Origin of the sequence: Hydrogenophaga pseudoflava NBRC 102511 (genome assembly GCF_001592285.1) — a bacterium.
GTDB classification, from domain to species: Bacteria; Pseudomonadota; Gammaproteobacteria; order Burkholderiales; family Burkholderiaceae_C; genus Hydrogenophaga; species Hydrogenophaga pseudoflava.
Map to the genome: position 1 here is coordinate 41,377 of NZ_BCWQ01000005.1, position 16,934 is coordinate 58,310.

The window sequence follows — 16,934 nt, forward strand, 5'->3', positions numbered from 1 at the left end:
GTTCAAAGCACCTCGACCGTGTGGTTCATGTTGGTGTAGATGCAGATCTCGCCGGCGATGGCCAGCGACTGCCGCACCACGTCCTCGGCGCTGAGCGCCGTATGCTGCACCAGCGCCCGCGCCGCGGCCTGCGCGTAGGCGCCGCCCGAGCCGATGGCAACCACCCCGTGTTCGGGCTCCAGCACGTCCCCGTTGCCGGTGATGATCAGCGCGGCACTGCGGTCACCGACTGCCAGCATGGCTTCGAGCCGGCGCAGCACACGGTCGGTGCGCCAGTCGCGCGTGAGGTCAATGGCCGCGCGCACCAGGTGGCCCTGGTGCTTTTCCAGCTTGGCCTCGAAACGCTCGAACAGGGTGAAGGCATCGGCGGTGGCACCGGCAAAACCCGCCAGCACCTGGTCGCGGTAAAGCTTGCGCACCTTGCGCGCGGTGCCCTTGACGACGACATTGCCCAGGGTGACCTGGCCGTCGCCTCCGATGGCGACCTGAACACCGTCGGGCGTCTCGCGGCGCACGCAGACGATGGTGGTTCCGTGAAAAGTGTCCATAGCAAAAGAAAGTGGAGGCAACTGGGCCGAACTCAAGCCCGTCGGCGCATTGAAGGGAGTCGTTCCAAGGCACCGCGGAACCGGCTACGCCGGGGCCGCCCGTGCCATCCCCTTGAGGGGATCGCGCGCAGCGCGGCAGGGGCGGGCCTAATCGTTCCTCACGACGACCTTGGCGTATTCGGTGATGCCGATGACATTGAAGAATGCCGACACCAGTCGGTGCACATCCACGAACTGCACAAGTCGCCCGGAGGCATGGTGCCCGGCCACCCAGTTCAGCAGCGTGCCAGCCGCGGAGAAGTCCACACGGATCAGGTTGCGGCACGAAATGATCATGACATCGGCCCCCTGCAGCCGATGCTCCAGATCCTCCAGGGTGGCCTGCGGATCACCACGGATCTCGCCAGACAGTTCCACCAGGCCCAGATGATTGAACTCTGTCGACGGGCCTTCGGCCCCCGACTCCGTCGTGTAGCCGGAAGAAACGGTCTCCCGCACCACCTCGCCCAGCACAGAGGCGCCCTCATCGGGGTCCACGGCGCCGTTGGTCATGGCCTTGAAGTGACAGCGCGGGCGCTCCCATCCCGGCGGCGACACCTCGTAGGTGACACAGAAGTCCAGCGCCGTCAGTTCAAACTCGTCGGGCCGGTTCATCACCCGCAAGACGGCCATGCGCAACTCCCACCAGAGCTGTTCGACGTCCCGGCGCCCCGAAGGCGTGAGTTGCTTGAGGACCTCGCGCAGGCGAGGTGCGTCAATGAAGGAGATCTCGACCTCCTGATCGCCCCAGAGCGTGAAGATGCCCAGCAATGCGCGCGCCGCCTTCACGTCGATGGACTCCAGCTCGGTCCATTCCAGCACCCAGGGCTGAGGCGCCCGGAGCAGCACGTTCTGCAGCGTGCCCACAGCATGGGCATCCAGCTCGGGATCGCAGGCCCAGGACGCCCGGGTCGGCGTGACGGACGGCTTGAAGGCCTTGCCGGTCATGGACGACACCAGCTCGGGCATGTCGTACCACTGGGGTGGCGAGCGGCCGAAGCGGTTCACAAAATCCACGGCGCGGCTCTCGAACGGCGCCATCTGCCCGGTCGCCCGGTACAGATCAAACAGGGCCAGCCAGTCGTCCAGCTGGTTCTCGCGCGGCCCGCCTTCTGCAATCGTGTCCTTGAGCCCCTGCTCGGCGCCTGCATCGTCTCCATTGGCGAAGCGGATGGCGGCTTCCTCGACCTCCGGGTCCTGGGCAATTTCGTGCACGTCCAGCGCATAGAAATGCGAGGCCGAGAAGCCCGACCCCGACCCGCCGCGAGCGGCGCCTGCGATCGCCGTACCCGAAGTGGGCGCCATCAGGCCTGTGCGCGCAGTCGACGGCGCCGGGCCAGTATCTGGTCCCGACTTGGGCGGAGGAACCGCTTCGCGAAGCACCGGCACGTTGTCCGGGGTTGGTGCCGGCGCCTGCGTCTTCGCAGCGGGCACCGAAAGCGGCTGGGGTGGCGAGGAGGTGGATTCGCCGTCGCCCAGTGTCGCCGCTTCGGTTTCGTTGTACTGGGCTCTGAGGCGCCTCTGCTCTTCCGCCTCCCTGGGGGAAACCGGTTTTTCCACCTTGCGCTCAAGGGGCGTACCTCCGGTAGAGTGCGCCCCGGAATTGGTCCCGCCGGTCACCAGCGAGTCAGGCCCCTTGGTCTTCCACCACTGCATCGACATCTGGGCTTCGATCTCGTCGATCTTCTTGAGCGTCATCGCCCGGTCATCGGGCTTGGAAGGAAGACTGCTCTGGAAGAAAGAAGGCCGGACGCCCTGGGCCCCGTCCACGGCGCCCTCACGGCTGCGAATCTTGCGCAGCATGTCGAACTCGCGCTTGCGCACGAAGTCGTTGCGCCGCTTGCGCTCGATCATCTCTTTGAGCGCCGCCTTGTTGTATTCGCTCTCCCGGTCGGCGTTGCGGGTGTCCAGATCCGCCCAGCTCGTGGTCGGATGACGCACGAACTTCACCACCTTGGACAGAAAGCCGCCGCTGGAATCGTCCTTGGACATGGATCAGGGTATGAGAGTGTTCCGCAGAAAAGGCCGCAATCAGTCACCAAACATCTTCTGCTTGAGCTCGCGCCGCTGTTGTGCCTCCAGCGACAGGCTGGCCGTCGGGCGCGCCATCAGGCGGCCAACACCAATCGGCTCACCCGTCTCTTCACAGTACCCGTAGTCGCCCGAGTCGATGCGGGCAATGGCCTGCTCGATCTTCTTGAGAAGCTTGCGTTCCCGGTCGCGGGTGCGCAACTCCAGAGCATGCTCTTCCTCGATCGTCGCACGGTCCGCGGGGTCGGGAACCACGACGGTGTCTTCGCGCAGGTGCTCGGTGGTTTCGCCGGCGTTGGCCAGCATGTCGTCCTTCAGCTGCGTCAACTTTCGACGGAAGAAAGCGAGTTGCACGTCGTTCATGTACTCCGAATCGGGCATGGACTGGACGTCCTGGTCGGTCAGTTTCTCGACCGGCAGAGACTTCCAGTTGTTGGCACGTTTCGGGTCTTTCTGGATGGCGGTGGGCGCGGGAGCAGTCATCACACGTTCGTTCGATAAAGAGAAGGTCGCCTTGGCGGCGTTGGGAGCATGGGTCGGAATGACCGCAGCCTGTGTCATCTGTTCCATCATCACTTTCTTGGCGGCCCGCTTGCCCAGAGGACGCGGCGTCGGTTCGATGATGATGGGCGCCGGAGCGGCCACGGGGGGCGGCACGACGGTCGACTTCTGTTTGGTCACCGCCTTGGCCGGTGGCGCCGGCACCTTGACCGGAGCCGGTTTGCTGGCTGGCTTCGCTGCAGGCTTGGGAGCTGCCGCAGGCTTGGCGGCAGCCAGCGCCTTGGGGCCAGCCGTCTTTTTGGCGGCAGGCAGAGCGGTTTTGGAGGCCAACTTGGCCGCAGGCTTGCCGACCGTAGCCCTGGCACTGGCCGGCTTCGCCGTGGTTTTCGCAGCGGCCTTGGCAGGCGCCTTGGAAGCCGGGGCCACAGCAGACGCGGATCGCCCCTTGCCGGCCGACGCGGCGGGTTTGCGATTCTTCGCGGTGGGGGTGGCCTGGGCTTTCACAAAGGATCTCCTCTCAGTGCCTGACGCTGCCTGGTGGCGGGGTGGCGCGCTGGACGGGGTGGAGCCCCCGACCGCATCGCTTTGCTCGGCCGAAGCCGGCTGGTTTGTGGTTATACCCCGTTTGCGAACGTCGGTAGCGCCTGCCTGCCTCTGCTGGCGGACAGATGACTCGGGTAGGCTGCGGGCTGCCGACTTGGGCGGCGATTGTAACGACGCGGCCCTCAAAGACACTGACGCGGGATCCGAGGGAAAACCCAGGCTCTGGAGAAGCGAGACAAACAGCATCAGGGGCTCCGTTCCCGCTTTGTTGGCACAAGCGTCCGCTCAAACCAGCGCCTGGTCGAGACCCTGGACCAGGATATCCTTGGGCAGGTCGATGCCGATGAACACCATCTTGCTGGTGCGGGCCTCACCTTCGGCCCACAGCGGCCCCAGGTCACTGCCCATGAGCTGGTGCACGCCCTGGAAGATCACCTTGCGGTCGGTGCCCTGCATGTTCAGCACGCCCTTGTAGCGCAGCATCTTGGGGCCGTAGACCTGCACGATGGCGCCCAGAAAGTCCTCCAGCTTGGCAGGGTCGAACGGCTTGTCGGCCCGGTAGACGAAGCTTTTCACATCGTCGTCGTGGTGATGGTGGTGGCCATGGGCATGACCGTGCTGGTGCGACGGGTGGTTGCAGTGCTCGCCGTGTTCGTGGTCATGGTCGTGGTGTTCATGGCCATGGTCGTGATCGTGGTCATCCACGCTCAGGAAGTCCGGGTCGATGTCCAGCTTGGCGTTCAGGTTGAAGCCGCGCAGGTCGAACACCTCCTTGAGCGCCACCTCGCCGAAATGCACCGGGCGCATGGGCGCGCGCGGGTTCATGTGTTTGAGGCGGTGGATCAGCGCGTCCACCTCGTCCTGGGACACCAGGTCGGCCTTGCTGATGAAGATCTGGTCGGCAAAGCCCACCTGGCGGCGCGCTTCCTGGCGGTCGTTGAGCTGGTCGGCGGCGTGTTTGGCGTCCACCAGGGTCAGGATGGAGTCCAGCAGGTACTGCTCGGCCACCTCGTCGTCCATGAAGAAGGTCTGCGCCACGGGCCCCGGGTCGGCCAGGCCGGTGGTCTCGATCACCACGCGCTCGAAGTCCAGCTCACCCTTGCGTTTTTTCTGTGCCAGGTCGGCCAGTGTGGCGCGCAGGTCGTCGCGGATGGTGCAACAGATGCAGCCGTTGCTCATCTGGATGATGTTTTCCTGCGTGTCGGCCACCAGGATCTCGTTGTCGATGTTTTCTTCACCGAACTCGTTTTCGACCACCGCGATCTTCTGACCATGCGCCTCGTTCAGCACGCGCTTGAGCAGCGTGGTCTTGCCCGAGCCGAGGAAGCCGGTGAGGATGGTGGCAGGGATGAGCGACATGGCAGGTTCCGTATGCAAAAAGCAGGCCGGGAGTGTAGTGCAGCGATGTGACCGTGCTGCTCAGAGTTTTTTCATGACGACCAATCCCTTCAGGTATTCGCCCTCGGGGAACGCGGTGGTCATCGGATGGTCGCAGGCGCCGCCCAGGCGCTGCAGGATGGCGCCGTCGACGCCCGCATCGCAGGCCGCCGAGGCCACGATCTTGTGGAACAGCTCGACACCAATGCCGCCCGAGCATGAGAAGGTGAACAGCACACCACCGGGTGGCAGCAGCTTGAAGGCCAGGCGGTTGATGTCCTTGTAGGCGCGGGCGGCACGTTCGGCGTGCGCCGCCGTCGGCGCCAGCTTGGGCGGGTCGAGCACGATGGCGTCGAACAACCGGCCCTCGGCCACAAACTGGCGCAGCGAGGCGTTGACGTCGGCGTCGAGGAAAGTCGCCTGGGTCGGGTCCAGCCCGTTGAGCACCAGGTTGGCGCGCGCCTGCTCCAGCGCCGGACCCGACGAGTCGATGCTGGTCACATGCCCGGCCCCGCCGGCCAGCGCCGCGACCGAAAAGCCGCCGGTGTAGCTGAAGCAGTTGAGCACCTGGGCGAACTTCAGGCGCTTCGTGTACCCGTGCAACGCCAGCCGGCTGTCGCGCTGATCCAGGTAGTAGCCGGTCTTGTGGCCCAGGGCGATGTCCAGGCCCAGGCGCCAGCCGTGTTCCTGCAGCTCGAAGGCGGTGGGGCCGTCGCCGCGCAGCCAGCCGGTCACCTCGGGCAGGCCTTCGAGAGCGCGCGAACTGGCGTCGGAGCGTTCGTACAGGCGCGGGCAGCCGGTCAGTTCGACCAGCGCGTCGGCGATCACGTCTTTCCAGCGCTCCACCCCGGCCGCACCGAACTGGGCCACCAGGGTGTCGCCATAGCGGTCCACCACCAACCCCGGCAGGCCGTCGGACTCGCCGTGCACCAGGCGCAGCCCATTACTGGCAATACCCATGCGCTCGCGCAGTGCGATGGCGCGGCGCAGCGTGTCACGGAAGAAAGCGGCGTCGATGCGCTGGGCCTGGTCGAAGCTCCAGGCGCGCACACGGATCCTGGAACTGGGCGAGTACGCACCCCAGGCGAGGAACTGGCCGTCGGCGCTGTCCACACGCACGGTTTCTCCGGCATCGGCGCCGCCCTTGGCAATCGCGCCGTCGAACACCCAGGGGTGCCGGCGCTGCAGCGAGCGTTCCTTGCCGGGCTTGAGTCTGATGATCTTCATGCGGGGATTGTGCCCCGCGCAAAGTCAGGGGCGCAGGTAGACGAAGCCTTCGCGGGCCTGCAGCCGGGCCACCTCGGCCACGCCGGAAGGCACGATCTTGGCTTCCATCGCCACCTTGGAAGCGTCGATCTTGCGCGAGACCAGGGTGTTGTTGCAGACCCGGAACTCCACGCCCTTGGCCGCCAGTTCGCCGATGGCGCCGGCAAACGGCTGCTCCATCTGGTTGGTCGCGCCATCGAGCAGGAAGTCGATGCCCAGGCCATGGGCGACCACCACGATCTTGGCCTTGGGGTCGGCCGCCAGGTGGTTGCGAATGTTGTTGATGGCGCGCGAGGCCTGGGGAATGCCTTCGCTCATGTGGTAGACCGTCTTGATCACGTCGTCGGCCGCGTGCGACGGCGCCGACACCGCAAGGAAAAGGGCGAGCAATGCGGCCTTGAAGGCCAGGAACAGTCGGGGCATGGGGAAGTCTCCTAAGGTGTCGCGCCAGACAGCGCATTTAAAAGAAGCAAGCAATGATATTTGCAAGAAGAATTTTTGATCGACCCGCCCTGTTTCGTCAGCGGGTATTCCCGGTCGGTCGAAGGACCGCCATCAGGACTTGGCCGGCCCGCGCCCCTTGGCGCGCGGGTGGGCTGCGTCGTAGGCACGGGCCAGGTGCTGGAAGTCCAGCCGGGTGTACACCTGCGTGGTGCCGATGCTGGCGTGCCCCAGCAGCTCCTGCACCGCGCGCAGGTCACCGCTGCTCTGCAGCACGTGGCTTGCAAAGGAATGCCGCAGCATGTGCGGGTGGACCGGGGTCGAGAGCCCGGCCAGCAGCGACCGGCGCTTGAGCCGCACCCGGATGTGCTGGGGGGTCAGGCGGGTGCCGTGGCGGCCGACGAACAGCGCCGGGTCTTCGGCGGCCAGGGCCAGGCGCGCTGCCAGCCAGCGCTGCAGCGCCTCCAGCGCCGCACGGCCCACCGGCACGCTGCGCCGCTTGGAGCCCTTGCCCAGCACATGGGCCTCGCCCGCCTGCAGGTCGATCCAGCCGCGCGCCGTGCCGCTGGCGGCGACATCCAGCCCCACCAGTTCGCCGATGCGCAGGCCGCAGCCGTAGAGCAGCTCGGTGATGCAGGCGTCGCGCGCCTCCAGCGCCGGGTCGTCGCCCTCTTCCACGTGCGCGGCCAGCTGCACCGACTCGTCCACGCCCAGCGCCTTGGGCAGGGGCTTGCCGGCCTTGGGCGCGCGCACGTCCTGCACCGGGTTCTGGGTCACCAGGCCCTGGCGCCCCAGCCACACGTAGAAGCCGCGCCAGCCTGAAAGGATCAGTGCAATGCCGCGGGCGCTGCGGCCGGCGCTGTGCATCTGCGCCACCCAGCGCCGCACATGGGCGCTCTGCACCTGGCGCAGACCGACGCCTGCGGACTGGGCGTTCTGCGCCAGCCGGGCCAGATCGCCGGTGTAGAGCTCGACGGTGCGCGCCGCCAGCCGCTTGTCGATGCGCACATGGGCGAGGTAGGCCTCGACCAGCGCCGCGTCGTCGACGCCATTCATGGACGCGGCACCACTGTCCACGGATCTGCCTGGTTCAGGGGCGCAGGCGCGAGAGGGCCGCGCTGGTCAGGTCGCCCATGCGCTCCAGGAATTCGGTGCCCATGTCGGCGGCAAAGCGCTGCGGATCGGGCGAGCCCAGCACCAGCAGGCCGAATGCGTCCTGGCCCTCACCGGCGCGCAGCGGGATCAGGGCCAGCGAGGCCACCGCACCGGGATCGACCAGCCAGCCGGCCGCTTCCAGACCGGGGTTGGCGCCGCAGTAGGGCCGCGGCAGCGACGAGGCAAAGGCCTGCACGTCGTCGCTGGCGCCCTGGGCGTAGGACTGACCGGAGAAGTCGTCCGCCACGCCCCACAGCTTGATCGCCACCTGCGGCACATTGAACTGGGCCGCCATCTCGCGCGCCGCCACCAGGGGCAGATCCTGCGTGTCGCGGGTCATCAGCAGCTCGCGGGTCCAGCGGTGCAGACGGTCGGCGATGGCGGAGTTTTCCTGGCCGTGGCGGATCATCTCGGCCGAGCGCAGCTCCAGGCCCTTGATCTTCTCGCGCAGCATCTCGGCCTGGCGCTCCTGCAGGCTCACCGCGCGCTGGCCGTGCGGGCTGCTCAGCTGCACCGTCGCCAGCACGCCCGCGTGGCGCTCGAAGAAGTCGGGCGTGTTGGCCAGGTAGTTGGCGATGTCGTCTTCGGTGATCGGGGGAATGGTCGGGTCGGTCATGGAAGTGTGTCGATCCTGATGTTCACGCCAGCTCGGGGACGTCGATCTCGCCCTCGAACACCGAGGTGGCCGGTCCGGTCATGAAGACCGGTGCGTCATGGGCCGCATTGTCGCCCCATGCGATGGTGAGCCGGCCGCCGCGCGTCTCGACGTCGACGCTGTCGTCCAGCAGGCCCAGGCGGATGCCGGCCACCACCGCTGCGCAGGCGCCGGTGCCGCAGGCCAGGGTCTCACCCACGCCGCGCTCGTGCACGCGCAGGCGCACAAGGGCACGGTCCACCACCTGCAGGAAGCCCGCGTTCACGCGCGCAGGGAACTGCGCATGGCGCTCGATCTGCGGCCCCCAGGTGGGCACGGGCGCCGTGTCCACGTTGTCCACCAGCAGCACGGCGTGCGGGTTGCCCATGGACAGCACGGCCACCGGCGCCATGTCACCGCCGGCCAGCGGCAGGGACCAGCGCTCGAAGTTGCCCATGGGCACGGGCGTCTGACCGGCCGCGTCGAAGGGCACGCGCGCCAGGTCGAAGATGGGCGCGCCCATGTCCACGGTCACGCGGCCATCGTCGTTCAGCGCCAGGCTGATCTCGCCGTGCTTGACCTTCACCCGCACCGGGTTGCGCTCGGTCAGACCCTTGTCGCGCACGAAACGCACGAAACAGCGCGCGCCGTTGCCGCAGTGTTCGACCTCGCCGCCGTCGGCGTTGTGGATCACGTATTCAAAGTCCACGCCGTCCGACGGCGCGGGGCGCACCGACAGGATCTGGTCGGCGCCGACGCCGAAGTGGCGGTCGGCCAGGAAACGGTACTGGGCCGCGCTCAGGCCGAGGCGGCCACGGGTCTCGTCGAGCACGACGAAGTCGTTGCCCGCGCCCTGCATTTTGGTGAAGTGCACTCGCATGGTTCGATTATCCGCCCACCCCGGTGCGCGCCGTGCCGGTGCGTGCGCACCGCCGCGGACTGCGGCGCACCCCTCGGGGCATATTGCGCACAAAGCCGGTGCTGTTTTGTATGCAATTTTGTGCAAATTGCATACAAAACAGCTGGCACGGCTCGTGCAACAAGGCCGGCATGAATGCAGACTCCCCCGCCCCCGCCGCCGTCGAACTGATCGCCCTGACCAAGCAGTACGGTCCGGGCGCCACCGCGGTCGACGCGATCGACCTGCGCATCGCCGCCAACAGCTACTGCTGCCTGCTCGGTCCCTCGGGCTGCGGCAAGAGCACGACGCTGCGCATGATCGCCGGGCATGAGAGCACCACCAGCGGCGACATCCTGCTGGAGAACCGCAACATCACCAACCTGCCCGCCGCGGCGCGCGGCACGGCCATGATGTTCCAGAGCTTCGCGCTGTTCCCGCACCTCTCGGCGCTGGACAACGTGGCCTTCAGCCTGAAGATGAAGGGCATCGGCAAGGCCGAGCGCCACGCCCGCGCGCAAGACCTCCTGCAGCGCGTGGCCATGGGGCACCTGGCGCACCGCAAGCCGGGCGAACTCTCGGGTGGCCAGCAGCAGCGCGTGGCGCTGGCGCGCGCCCTCATCACCCAGCCGCGCGTGCTGCTGCTAGACGAGCCGCTGTCGGCGCTCGACCCCTTCCTGCGCATCCAGATGCGCGCCGAGCTGCGCCACTGGCAGCGCGAACTGGGCCTGACCTTCGTCCACGTCACGCACAGCCAGGAAGAGGCCATGGCGCTGGCCGACACCATGGTGGTGATGAACCACGGCCGCATCGAACAGGCCGGCCCGCCGCACGCCGTCTACAACCGGCCGGCCAGCGAATTCGTGGCGCGCTTCATGGGCGGCCACAACGTGCTGCAGACCGCCGACGGCAAGGTCGCCGTGCGCAACGACCACATCCGCCTGACCGAGGCCGGCAGCACCGGCTGGACCGCCACCGTGAGCGACGTGGAGTACCAGGGCACCTACGTGCTGCTGGGCCTGCAGCTCGACGGCGACAGCGCCGACCGCAGCGTGTCGGTCATGTTGCCCGAAGCCGCCTTTGTCGACCGCCCCTGGACCACCGGCGAGCGCGCCGACCTGAGCTGGGACCCGACCCAGGCGCACGCCCTGGCCGCCTGATGGCGCCCGTTTTCCCCTCCCCTGTCCTTCCCCCTGCAACCAAGGAGTTCTCCATGCCCGATTCCACCGACATCCAGCACGACGGCCTGTCGCGCCGCAGCCTGCTGCAAGGCACCGCCGGCCTGGCCGGCATCCTGGCCAGCGGCCTCTCGCCGGCCATCGCCCAGGAAAAGATCACCCTGCGCTACCTGGGCACCGCGGTGAACCAGGACAAGGCCATCGCCGAGAAGTTCGAGAAGGACACCGGCATCAAGATCCAGTACGTGGCCGTGACCACCGACGACGTGACCAAGCGCGCCGTCACCGCGCCCAACAGCTTCGACCTGATCGACACCGAGTACTTCTCGCTCAAGAAGATCGTGCCCACCGGCAACCTCAAGGGCATTGACACCAAGAAGATCAAGAACGCCGACAAGATCACGTCGCTGTTCACCACCGGCACCGTGGCCGGCAAGGCCGTGGGCGACCAGGGCACCGCGCCCAAGAAGGTCATCTTCCTGGAGGGAGAGAAGAGCAAGGTCTTCGCCAAGAGCCCGACCCAGTTCATGAGCCTGATCCCCACGGTCTACAACGCCGACACGCTGGGCATCCGCCCCGACCTGATCAAGCGCCCGATCTCCAGCTGGGCCGAAATGCTGAACCCCGAGTTCAAGGGCAAGACCGCCATCCTGAACATCCCGTCCATCGGCATCATGGACGCGGCCATGGTGGTGGAAGCCATGGGCATCCACAAGTACGCCGACAAGGGCAACATGACCAAGGCCGAGATCGACCTGACGATCAAGACCCTGATCGAAGCCAAGAAGGCCGGCCAGTTCCGCGCGCTGTGGAAGGACTTCAACGAGTCCGTGAACCTGATGGCCTCGGGCGAGGTGGTGATCCAGTCCATGTGGAGCCCGGCCGTGACCGCCGTGCGCACCAAGGGCATCGACTGCGTGTTCCAGCCGCTCAAGGAGGGCTATCGCGCCTGGGCCGCCGGCTTTGGCCTGCCGACCACGCTCTCGGGCCGCAAGCTCGACGGCGCCTACGAGTTCATCAACTGGTTCCTCGACGGCTGGGCCGGCGCCTACCTCAACCGCCAGGGCTACTACAGCGCCGTGCTGGAAACCGCCAAGGCCAAGATGGAGCCGTACGAATGGGCCTACTGGATGGAAGGCAAGGAAGCCACCCAGGACATCAAGAGCCCCAACGGCGACCTGCTGGCCAAGAAGGGCGCCAAGCGCGACGGCGGCAGCTACGAGCAGCGCATGGGTGGCATCGCCTGCTGGAACGCCGTGATGGACGAGAACGAGTACATGGTCCGCAAGTGGAACGAGTTCGTCGCCGCCTGACCACCCAGCCCCTCTGAGCCCATGAGCACGAACACCGCCGTGATGGCCCCCGTCACCGACAGCCCCAACCGCACCGTGCCCGCCGGGTGGCAGGCCGCGCCGTACACGCTGGTGTTCGTGCTGTTCTTCCTGATCCCGCTGGGCCTGGTGCTGATGGTCAGCTTCTGGGACTTCAACGAGTACGAGCTGATCCCGGCCTTCACGGTCCGCAACTACCTCTCCATCTTCGAGGGCTGCTCCACGCTCACCGACCACGGTGATTTCTGCGTGACGCTCTCGACTTACCTGTCCACGCTCAAGTTCAGTTTCCTGGTCTGGCTGATCACCCTGATGCTGGGCTTTGCCGTGGCCTATTTCCTGGCCTTTCACGTGCGGTCCTCGGGCATGCAGACGGCCCTGTTCGTGCTGTGCACGGTGCCGTTCTGGACCTCGAACGTCATCCGCATGATCTCCTGGGTGCCGCTGCTGGGCCGCAACGGCCTGGTGAACCAGAGCCTGCAGGGCATCGGCCTCATCGACCAGCCCATCGAGTGGCTGCTGTTCTCCGACTTCTCGGTGGTGCTGGCCTTCGTGCACCTCTACACCATGTTCATGATCGTGCCCATCTTCAACAGCATGATGCGCATCGACCGCAGCCTGCTGGAAGCCGCCAGCGACGCCGGGGCGAGTGCCTGGCAGACGCTGTGGAACGTGATCGTGCCGCTGTGCAAGACCGGCATCATCATCGGCTCGATCTTCGTCATCACCATCGTCATGGGCGACTTCGTGACCATCGGCGTCATGGGCGGCCAGCAGATCGCCTCGGTCGGCAAGATCATCCAGGTGCAGACCTCGTACCTGCAGTTCCCGCTGGCCGCGGCCAACGCGGTGATCCTGCTCGCCGTGGTGCTGATGATCATCTGGGGCCTGACGCGCCTCGTCGACATTCGCAAGGAACTCTGACCATGCAAGCCCGAGTCTCCGACGCCCGCGCGCCCGGCTTCTGGCCGCTGGCTGCCGTCTTCGCGTTCTTTGTGCTGTTCATGTACGGCCCGATGGCCGTCATCTTCGTGCTCTCGTTCCAGGGGCCGGAGGGCGGCCTCACCTTCCCGATGAGGGGCTGGTCGTTGCACTGGTTCCGCCAGCTGGCCGAAGGACTGGGCACAGTGGACATCGGCGCCGCGTTCACCCGCTCGCTGATGCTGGGCGCGGTGGTCATGGCCTTCACCGTCGTGCTGTCGGTGCTGGCAGGCCTGGCCTTTCGCAAGAAGCTGGGCAGCGGCAATGCGCTGTTCTATGTGACGGTGGCCAGCCTGATCATGCCGTCCATCATCGTGTCGCTGGGCATCGGCCTGCAGTTCCGCCTGCTCGACGGTGGCATCAAGCACCTGCTGGAAGCGGTGGGCGCGACGACCACGCTGGAGGAATACGGCACCGCGCTCGGCTTGTTCACCTCGGCCCTTGGCGCGCACCTGACCTGGACCCTGCCCTTCGGGCTGCTGATCATGTTCGCGGTCTTCAACCGCTTCAACCCGGCGTATGAAGAAGCGGCGCGCGACCTCGGCGCCACGCCCTGGCAGACCTTCCGCCACGTGGTGCTGCCGCTGATCGGCCCCTCGGTGGTCGGCATCGGCATGTTCGGCTTCACCCTCAGCTGGGACGAGATCGCCCGCACCTCGCAGGCCATCGGCGATGTCAACACCCTGCCGCTGGAGCTGCAGGGCCTCACGTCCACCGTCACCACGCCGGCCATCTACGCGCTGGGCACGGTGACGACCGTGGTGTCGTTCGCGGTCATGGGCCTCACGGTCGGTCTCGCGATGTGGCTGAAGAAAAAATGAAAGCCACCACGACGCCGCTGTCCGACCAAGCGATCTACGAGCGCATGGTCTCGGCCATCCTCGACCACCAGCTGCCGCCGGGCACCAAGCTGGTGGAAGACCGGCTGGCGGCAGCCTTTGGTGTCTCGCGCACGCGCATCCGCCCGGTGCTGGTGCGGCTGGCCAACGAGAAGGTGGTCACGCTCACACCCAACCGCGGCGCGGCGATTGCCGAACCCAGCGAGCAGGAGGCGCACGAGGTGTTCGAGGTGCGGCGCATGATCGAACCGCTGCTGGTCGAGCGCTTCATCGCCCGCGCCACCGCGTCTCACATCCAGGCGCTCAAGGCCTGCATCCGCGACGAGGAGGCGGCGCGCAAGGCCGGCGACATGCGCCGCGCGATCCGCCTCTCGGGCGACTTCCACCTGCAGATCGCCGAACACGCCGGCCACCAGACCCTGGGCGGCATCCTGCGCGAGCTGGTCTCCCGCACCTCGCTCATCCTCATGGCCTACAGCGCGCCGCACGCCCAGGCGCGCGAGGACGCCACCGCTTGCGGCTGCCAGGAACACCGCGGCCTGATTGCCGCCATCCAGCTGCGCGATGCGAAGGAAGCCGCACGGCTGATGCGCGAGCATCTGGAACGGCTGGAATCACAACTCAGCTTCACGTCCGCTCCTGAAGCAGCACCGGACCTCCTGGAACTGTTCGGCTCATGAAACGGCTGCTGGTCATCAATCCCAACACCTCGGAGCGCGTCAGCGCGCTGCTGCAGACCCACGTGCAGGCCGCCGCCGGTTCACACGTGGTGGTGCAGACGGTCACCGCCCGCTTCGGTGCGCCCTACATCGCCGACGAGGCCAGCTACGCCGTGGCCGCGCACGCGGCGCTCGACGCCTGGGCGGCGGCACTCGACCGCGAGCCGACCCAACCCGACGCCGTGCTGATCGGCTGCTTCGGCGACCCGGGCCTGATGGCGTTGCGCGAGTCCAGCCCGGCCCCGGTGACCGGCCTGGCCGAAGCGGCCTTCATCGAGGCCGCGCGCCACGGGCGCTACGCCATCGTCACCGGCGGCGAACGCTGGGCGCCGATGCTGCAACGGCTCGCGCAGGCATTGGGCCAGGCCCAGCAACTGGCCGGCATCCACACCGTGGCGCCCACCGGCGCGCAGCTCGCCGCCGACCCGGCCGGCGCCCACCGCCTGCTGGCCCAGGCCTGCCGGGACGCCGCTCACCAGCTGGGCGTCCAGGCCGTCATCCTGGGCGGCGCGGGCCTGGCCGGCATGGCCGCCGCGGTGCAGGCCCAGGTGCCCGTGCCGGTGATCGACAGCGTCATCGCCGGCACCCACTGGGCGCTGCGCACGCCGCCGCTGCCCCCCCTGCGTGCGACGCCCGGTTTCGACAACGCCTGGCAGGGACTTTCACCGGAGATGCACGCCCTGGGGCTGGCGTAAACCCCAAGCCCGCGCGACAGCGCCGGGCGGGCGGTCCACGCACAATGGATGCATGGTCCGCCCCACCCAACTGCTCCACCCCCAGCGCGCACCCGCCCCGGTGCGCCCCGCCGCCACCGTCCTGCTGTTGCGCGATGCGCCTCAGGGCATCGAAGTGCTGATGACACGCCGCTCGATGACCGCGAGCTTCGCGCCCGGCGCCTACGTCTTCCCCGGCGGCGGCATCGACGCCGCCGATGCCCAGGCACACGGCCATTCCACGCGCCGCGCCACGCAAAGCGACGGGCACCTGACGCAGGCCATCGCCGCCATCCGCGAGAGCTTCGAAGAGCTGGGCATCCTGCTCGCGCGACACGCCGATGGCTCGCACCTGGACACGGCACAGATCGCCGCGCTGGACCGAAAGGCCCCGTTCGCCGCACAGTGCGCCGCGCAGGGCCTGACGCTTTCGGGAGGCGAGGTCTTCGTGCTGGCGCACTGGGTCACCGACCGCGACCTGCCGCGCCGCTTCGATGTGCCCTTCCTCGTGGCGCGCATGCCCGAGGGGCAGGAACCGGTGGCCGACGAGTCCGAGCAGTTCGAACCGCTCTGGGTGCGCCCGGCCGACGCGCTGGCGCGCCATGCCGCGGGCCAGTTCTTCATCATCTTCCCGACCATCCGCACGCTGGAGCGCCTGCAGACCTATGCCTCGGTGGACGATGTGCTCAAGGCCTGCGCGGTCAACGACGAGCCGCTGTTCACCAGCTGTCCGCGCGCCGGCCTGATGAACGGCCACGAGTCGCGGCACATGGAGCACGAGATGCCCTATGGCGAGCTGGCGCTGGTCTGCCCGGACGGGCAGATCGTGCACGAGCTGGCCTGGCAGACCGAGCGTCCGGTGCCGCTGCTCAGGAACGTGCAGCGGCTCACCGCGCCCAACCCGGGTTTCATGACCGGGCCGGGCACCAACAGCTACATCGTCGGCGACCCGACCACCGGCCACATCGTGATCGACCCGGGCCCGGACGAACCGGCGCACATCGAACGGCTGTGGCGCGCGGCGGGCGGCGACATCCGGGCCATCGTCTGCACCCACTCGCACCCCGACCACTCGCCTGGCGCGCCCCGGCTGCAGGTGCTGTGCGCCAACGCCGGCCGGGCCAGGCCGCCCATCCTCGGCCTGCCCAGCGCGCCCACGTCGCGCGAAAACAGCCGCTTCACCCCCGAGCGCACCCTGGCCGACGGCGAGCGCCTGGTGCTGAGCGCCCCCGACGGCACAGCACACACCCTGCAGGTGGTGCACACCCCCGGCCATGCGGCCAACCACCTGTGCCTGCTGCTGGAGGAAGACGGCCTGCTGTTCAGCGGCGACCACATCCTCAACGGCAGCACCACCGTCATCGATCCGCCCGACGGCAACATGGGCACCTACCTCGATTCGCTGGACAAACTCGACCAGCTGTGCGAGCAGCACGGTGTCCACTTCATCCTGCCGGCGCACGGGTATGTGCTGGGCGACCACCCGCGCAGCGGTGACAACCCCGGCGCGCCTGAACACGGCGGCGCGCGCGCCGCCATCGCCCATCTGAAGGCGCACCGGCTGGCGCGCGAAGCCAAGGTGGCCCGCGCCATGCAGGCCATTCCCGACGGCAGCATCGACGACTGGGTGAAGATCGCCTACGACGACGTGCCCGAACGGCTGTGGCCGGTGGCCAAGCGCTCCATGCTGGCGCACGTCGAACACATCCAGAGCATGGGTGGGTTCAACGTCTGAATTAA

At 67.6% G+C, this 16,934-nt stretch carries 16 protein-coding genes; 7 read left to right on the forward strand and 9 right to left on the reverse strand.

Annotated elements, in window-relative coordinates; all coding sequences use genetic code 11:
* Window positions 1-2 precede the first annotated feature (2 nt).
* The 9 genes from hslV to dapF all read right to left on the reverse strand — a co-directional run bounded on the left by hslV (window position 3) and on the right by dapF (window position 9,415).
* Entirely contained in the window at window positions 3-548 is a 546-nt protein-coding gene (gene hslV, locus HPS01S_RS07795) for an ATP-dependent protease subunit HslV (RefSeq protein ID WP_066153541.1), read from the reverse strand.
* A 147-nt stretch (window positions 549-695) separates the two neighbouring features.
* Window positions 696-2,579, reverse strand: coding sequence for a type IV pilus assembly protein FimV (locus HPS01S_RS07800; RefSeq protein ID WP_066153545.1), 1,884 nt, complete (start codon window positions 2,577-2,579; stop codon window positions 696-698).
* A gap of 39 nt (window positions 2,580-2,618) precedes the next feature.
* On the reverse strand, window positions 2,619-3,623 hold the full coding sequence (dksA, locus tag HPS01S_RS21500) for an RNA polymerase-binding protein DksA (protein WP_255284181.1): 1,005 nt from the start codon (window positions 3,621-3,623) through the stop codon (window positions 2,619-2,621).
* Between the two features lie 324 nt (window positions 3,624-3,947).
* Complete coding sequence (locus HPS01S_RS07810; protein ID WP_066153548.1) at window positions 3,948-5,021, reverse strand: CobW family GTP-binding protein; 1,074 nt, start codon at window positions 5,019-5,021, stop codon at window positions 3,948-3,950.
* Window positions 5,022-5,081: 60 nt separating this feature from the next.
* The gene (locus HPS01S_RS07815; RefSeq protein WP_066153551.1) at window positions 5,082-6,266 is read right to left on the reverse strand and encodes a class I SAM-dependent rRNA methyltransferase; all 1,185 of its coding nucleotides are present in this window, start codon (window positions 6,264-6,266) and stop codon (window positions 5,082-5,084) included.
* Between the two features lie 24 nt (window positions 6,267-6,290).
* A complete protein-coding gene (locus HPS01S_RS07820; RefSeq protein WP_066153554.1) occupies window positions 6,291-6,728 on the reverse strand; it encodes a DsrE family protein in 438 nt (145 codons plus the stop codon).
* Between the two features lie 132 nt (window positions 6,729-6,860).
* A complete protein-coding gene (locus tag HPS01S_RS07825) occupies window positions 6,861-7,802 on the reverse strand; it encodes a tyrosine recombinase XerC (RefSeq protein ID WP_066153557.1) in 942 nt (313 codons plus the stop codon).
* A 34-nt stretch (window positions 7,803-7,836) separates the two neighbouring features.
* Entirely contained in the window at window positions 7,837-8,517 is a 681-nt protein-coding gene (locus HPS01S_RS07830; protein ID WP_066153560.1) for a DUF484 family protein, read from the reverse strand.
* A gap of 22 nt (window positions 8,518-8,539) precedes the next feature.
* The gene (gene dapF, locus HPS01S_RS07835) at window positions 8,540-9,415 is read right to left on the reverse strand and encodes a diaminopimelate epimerase (protein ID WP_066153563.1); all 876 of its coding nucleotides are present in this window, start codon (window positions 9,413-9,415) and stop codon (window positions 8,540-8,542) included.
* Window positions 9,416-9,585: 170 nt separating this feature from the next.
* On the opposite strand from dapF, the gene HPS01S_RS07840 reads away from it, so the two are divergent.
* The 7 genes from HPS01S_RS07840 to HPS01S_RS07870 are packed head-to-tail and all read left to right on the forward strand — an operon-like array spanning window position 9,586 to window position 16,929.
* Window positions 9,586-10,593 (forward strand): ABC transporter ATP-binding protein, encoded by a 1,008-nt coding sequence (locus HPS01S_RS07840; protein ID WP_066153565.1) that lies wholly within the window; start codon window positions 9,586-9,588, stop codon window positions 10,591-10,593.
* 53 nt (window positions 10,594-10,646) lie between these two features.
* Window positions 10,647-11,924 (forward strand): ABC transporter substrate-binding protein, encoded by a 1,278-nt coding sequence (locus HPS01S_RS07845; protein WP_066153568.1) that lies wholly within the window; start codon window positions 10,647-10,649, stop codon window positions 11,922-11,924.
* A gap of 21 nt (window positions 11,925-11,945) precedes the next feature.
* Window positions 11,946-12,866, forward strand: coding sequence for an ABC transporter permease (locus tag HPS01S_RS07850; protein WP_066153571.1), 921 nt, complete (start codon window positions 11,946-11,948; stop codon window positions 12,864-12,866).
* 2 nt (window positions 12,867-12,868) lie between these two features.
* Entirely contained in the window at window positions 12,869-13,744 is an 876-nt protein-coding gene (locus HPS01S_RS07855) for an ABC transporter permease (protein WP_066153574.1), read from the forward strand.
* Window positions 13,741-14,442, forward strand: coding sequence for a GntR family transcriptional regulator (locus tag HPS01S_RS07860; protein ID WP_066153577.1), 702 nt, complete (start codon window positions 13,741-13,743; stop codon window positions 14,440-14,442). Before HPS01S_RS07855 ends, HPS01S_RS07860 begins: the two co-directional genes overlap by 4 nt.
* A complete protein-coding gene (locus tag HPS01S_RS07865) occupies window positions 14,439-15,176 on the forward strand; it encodes an aspartate/glutamate racemase family protein (protein WP_066153580.1) in 738 nt (245 codons plus the stop codon). The genes HPS01S_RS07860 and HPS01S_RS07865 overlap by 4 nt, the downstream gene beginning before the upstream one ends.
* A gap of 52 nt (window positions 15,177-15,228) precedes the next feature.
* Entirely contained in the window at window positions 15,229-16,929 is a 1,701-nt protein-coding gene (locus HPS01S_RS07870; protein WP_066153583.1) for an MBL fold metallo-hydrolase, read from the forward strand.
* Window positions 16,930-16,934: the final 5 nt, after the last annotated feature.

Excerpts from the sequence above, each read along its gene's own strand:
- HPS01S_RS07845 (WP_066153568.1), top strand. The coding sequence starts at position 10,647 with ATGCCCGATTCCACCGACATCCAGCACGACGGCCTGTCGCGCCGCAGC.
- HPS01S_RS07850 (WP_066153571.1), top strand. The coding sequence starts at position 11,946 with ATGAGCACGAACACCGCCGTGATGGCCCCCGTCACCGACAGCCCCAAC.
- hslV (WP_066153541.1), bottom strand. The coding sequence starts at position 548 with ATGGACACTTTTCACGGAACCACCATCGTCTGCGTGCGCCGCGAGACG.
- HPS01S_RS07860 (WP_066153577.1), top strand. The coding sequence starts at position 13,741 with ATGAAAGCCACCACGACGCCGCTGTCCGACCAAGCGATCTACGAGCGC.
- dapF (WP_066153563.1), bottom strand. The coding sequence starts at position 9,415 with ATGCGAGTGCACTTCACCAAAATGCAGGGCGCGGGCAACGACTTCGTC.
- HPS01S_RS07865 (WP_066153580.1), top strand. The coding sequence starts at position 14,439 with ATGAAACGGCTGCTGGTCATCAATCCCAACACCTCGGAGCGCGTCAGC.
- HPS01S_RS07815 (WP_066153551.1), bottom strand. The coding sequence starts at position 6,266 with ATGAAGATCATCAGACTCAAGCCCGGCAAGGAACGCTCGCTGCAGCGC.
- HPS01S_RS07830 (WP_066153560.1), bottom strand. The coding sequence starts at position 8,517 with ATGACCGACCCGACCATTCCCCCGATCACCGAAGACGACATCGCCAAC.
- HPS01S_RS07855 (WP_066153574.1), top strand. The coding sequence starts at position 12,869 with ATGCAAGCCCGAGTCTCCGACGCCCGCGCGCCCGGCTTCTGGCCGCTG.
- HPS01S_RS07840 (WP_066153565.1), top strand. The coding sequence starts at position 9,586 with ATGAATGCAGACTCCCCCGCCCCCGCCGCCGTCGAACTGATCGCCCTG.
- HPS01S_RS07870 (WP_066153583.1), top strand. The coding sequence starts at position 15,229 with ATGGTCCGCCCCACCCAACTGCTCCACCCCCAGCGCGCACCCGCCCCG.
- HPS01S_RS07800 (WP_066153545.1), bottom strand. The coding sequence starts at position 2,579 with ATGTCCAAGGACGATTCCAGCGGCGGCTTTCTGTCCAAGGTGGTGAAG.
- HPS01S_RS07825 (WP_066153557.1), bottom strand. The coding sequence starts at position 7,802 with ATGAATGGCGTCGACGACGCGGCGCTGGTCGAGGCCTACCTCGCCCAT.
- HPS01S_RS07820 (WP_066153554.1), bottom strand. The coding sequence starts at position 6,728 with ATGCCCCGACTGTTCCTGGCCTTCAAGGCCGCATTGCTCGCCCTTTTC.
- HPS01S_RS07810 (WP_066153548.1), bottom strand. The coding sequence starts at position 5,021 with ATGTCGCTCATCCCTGCCACCATCCTCACCGGCTTCCTCGGCTCGGGC.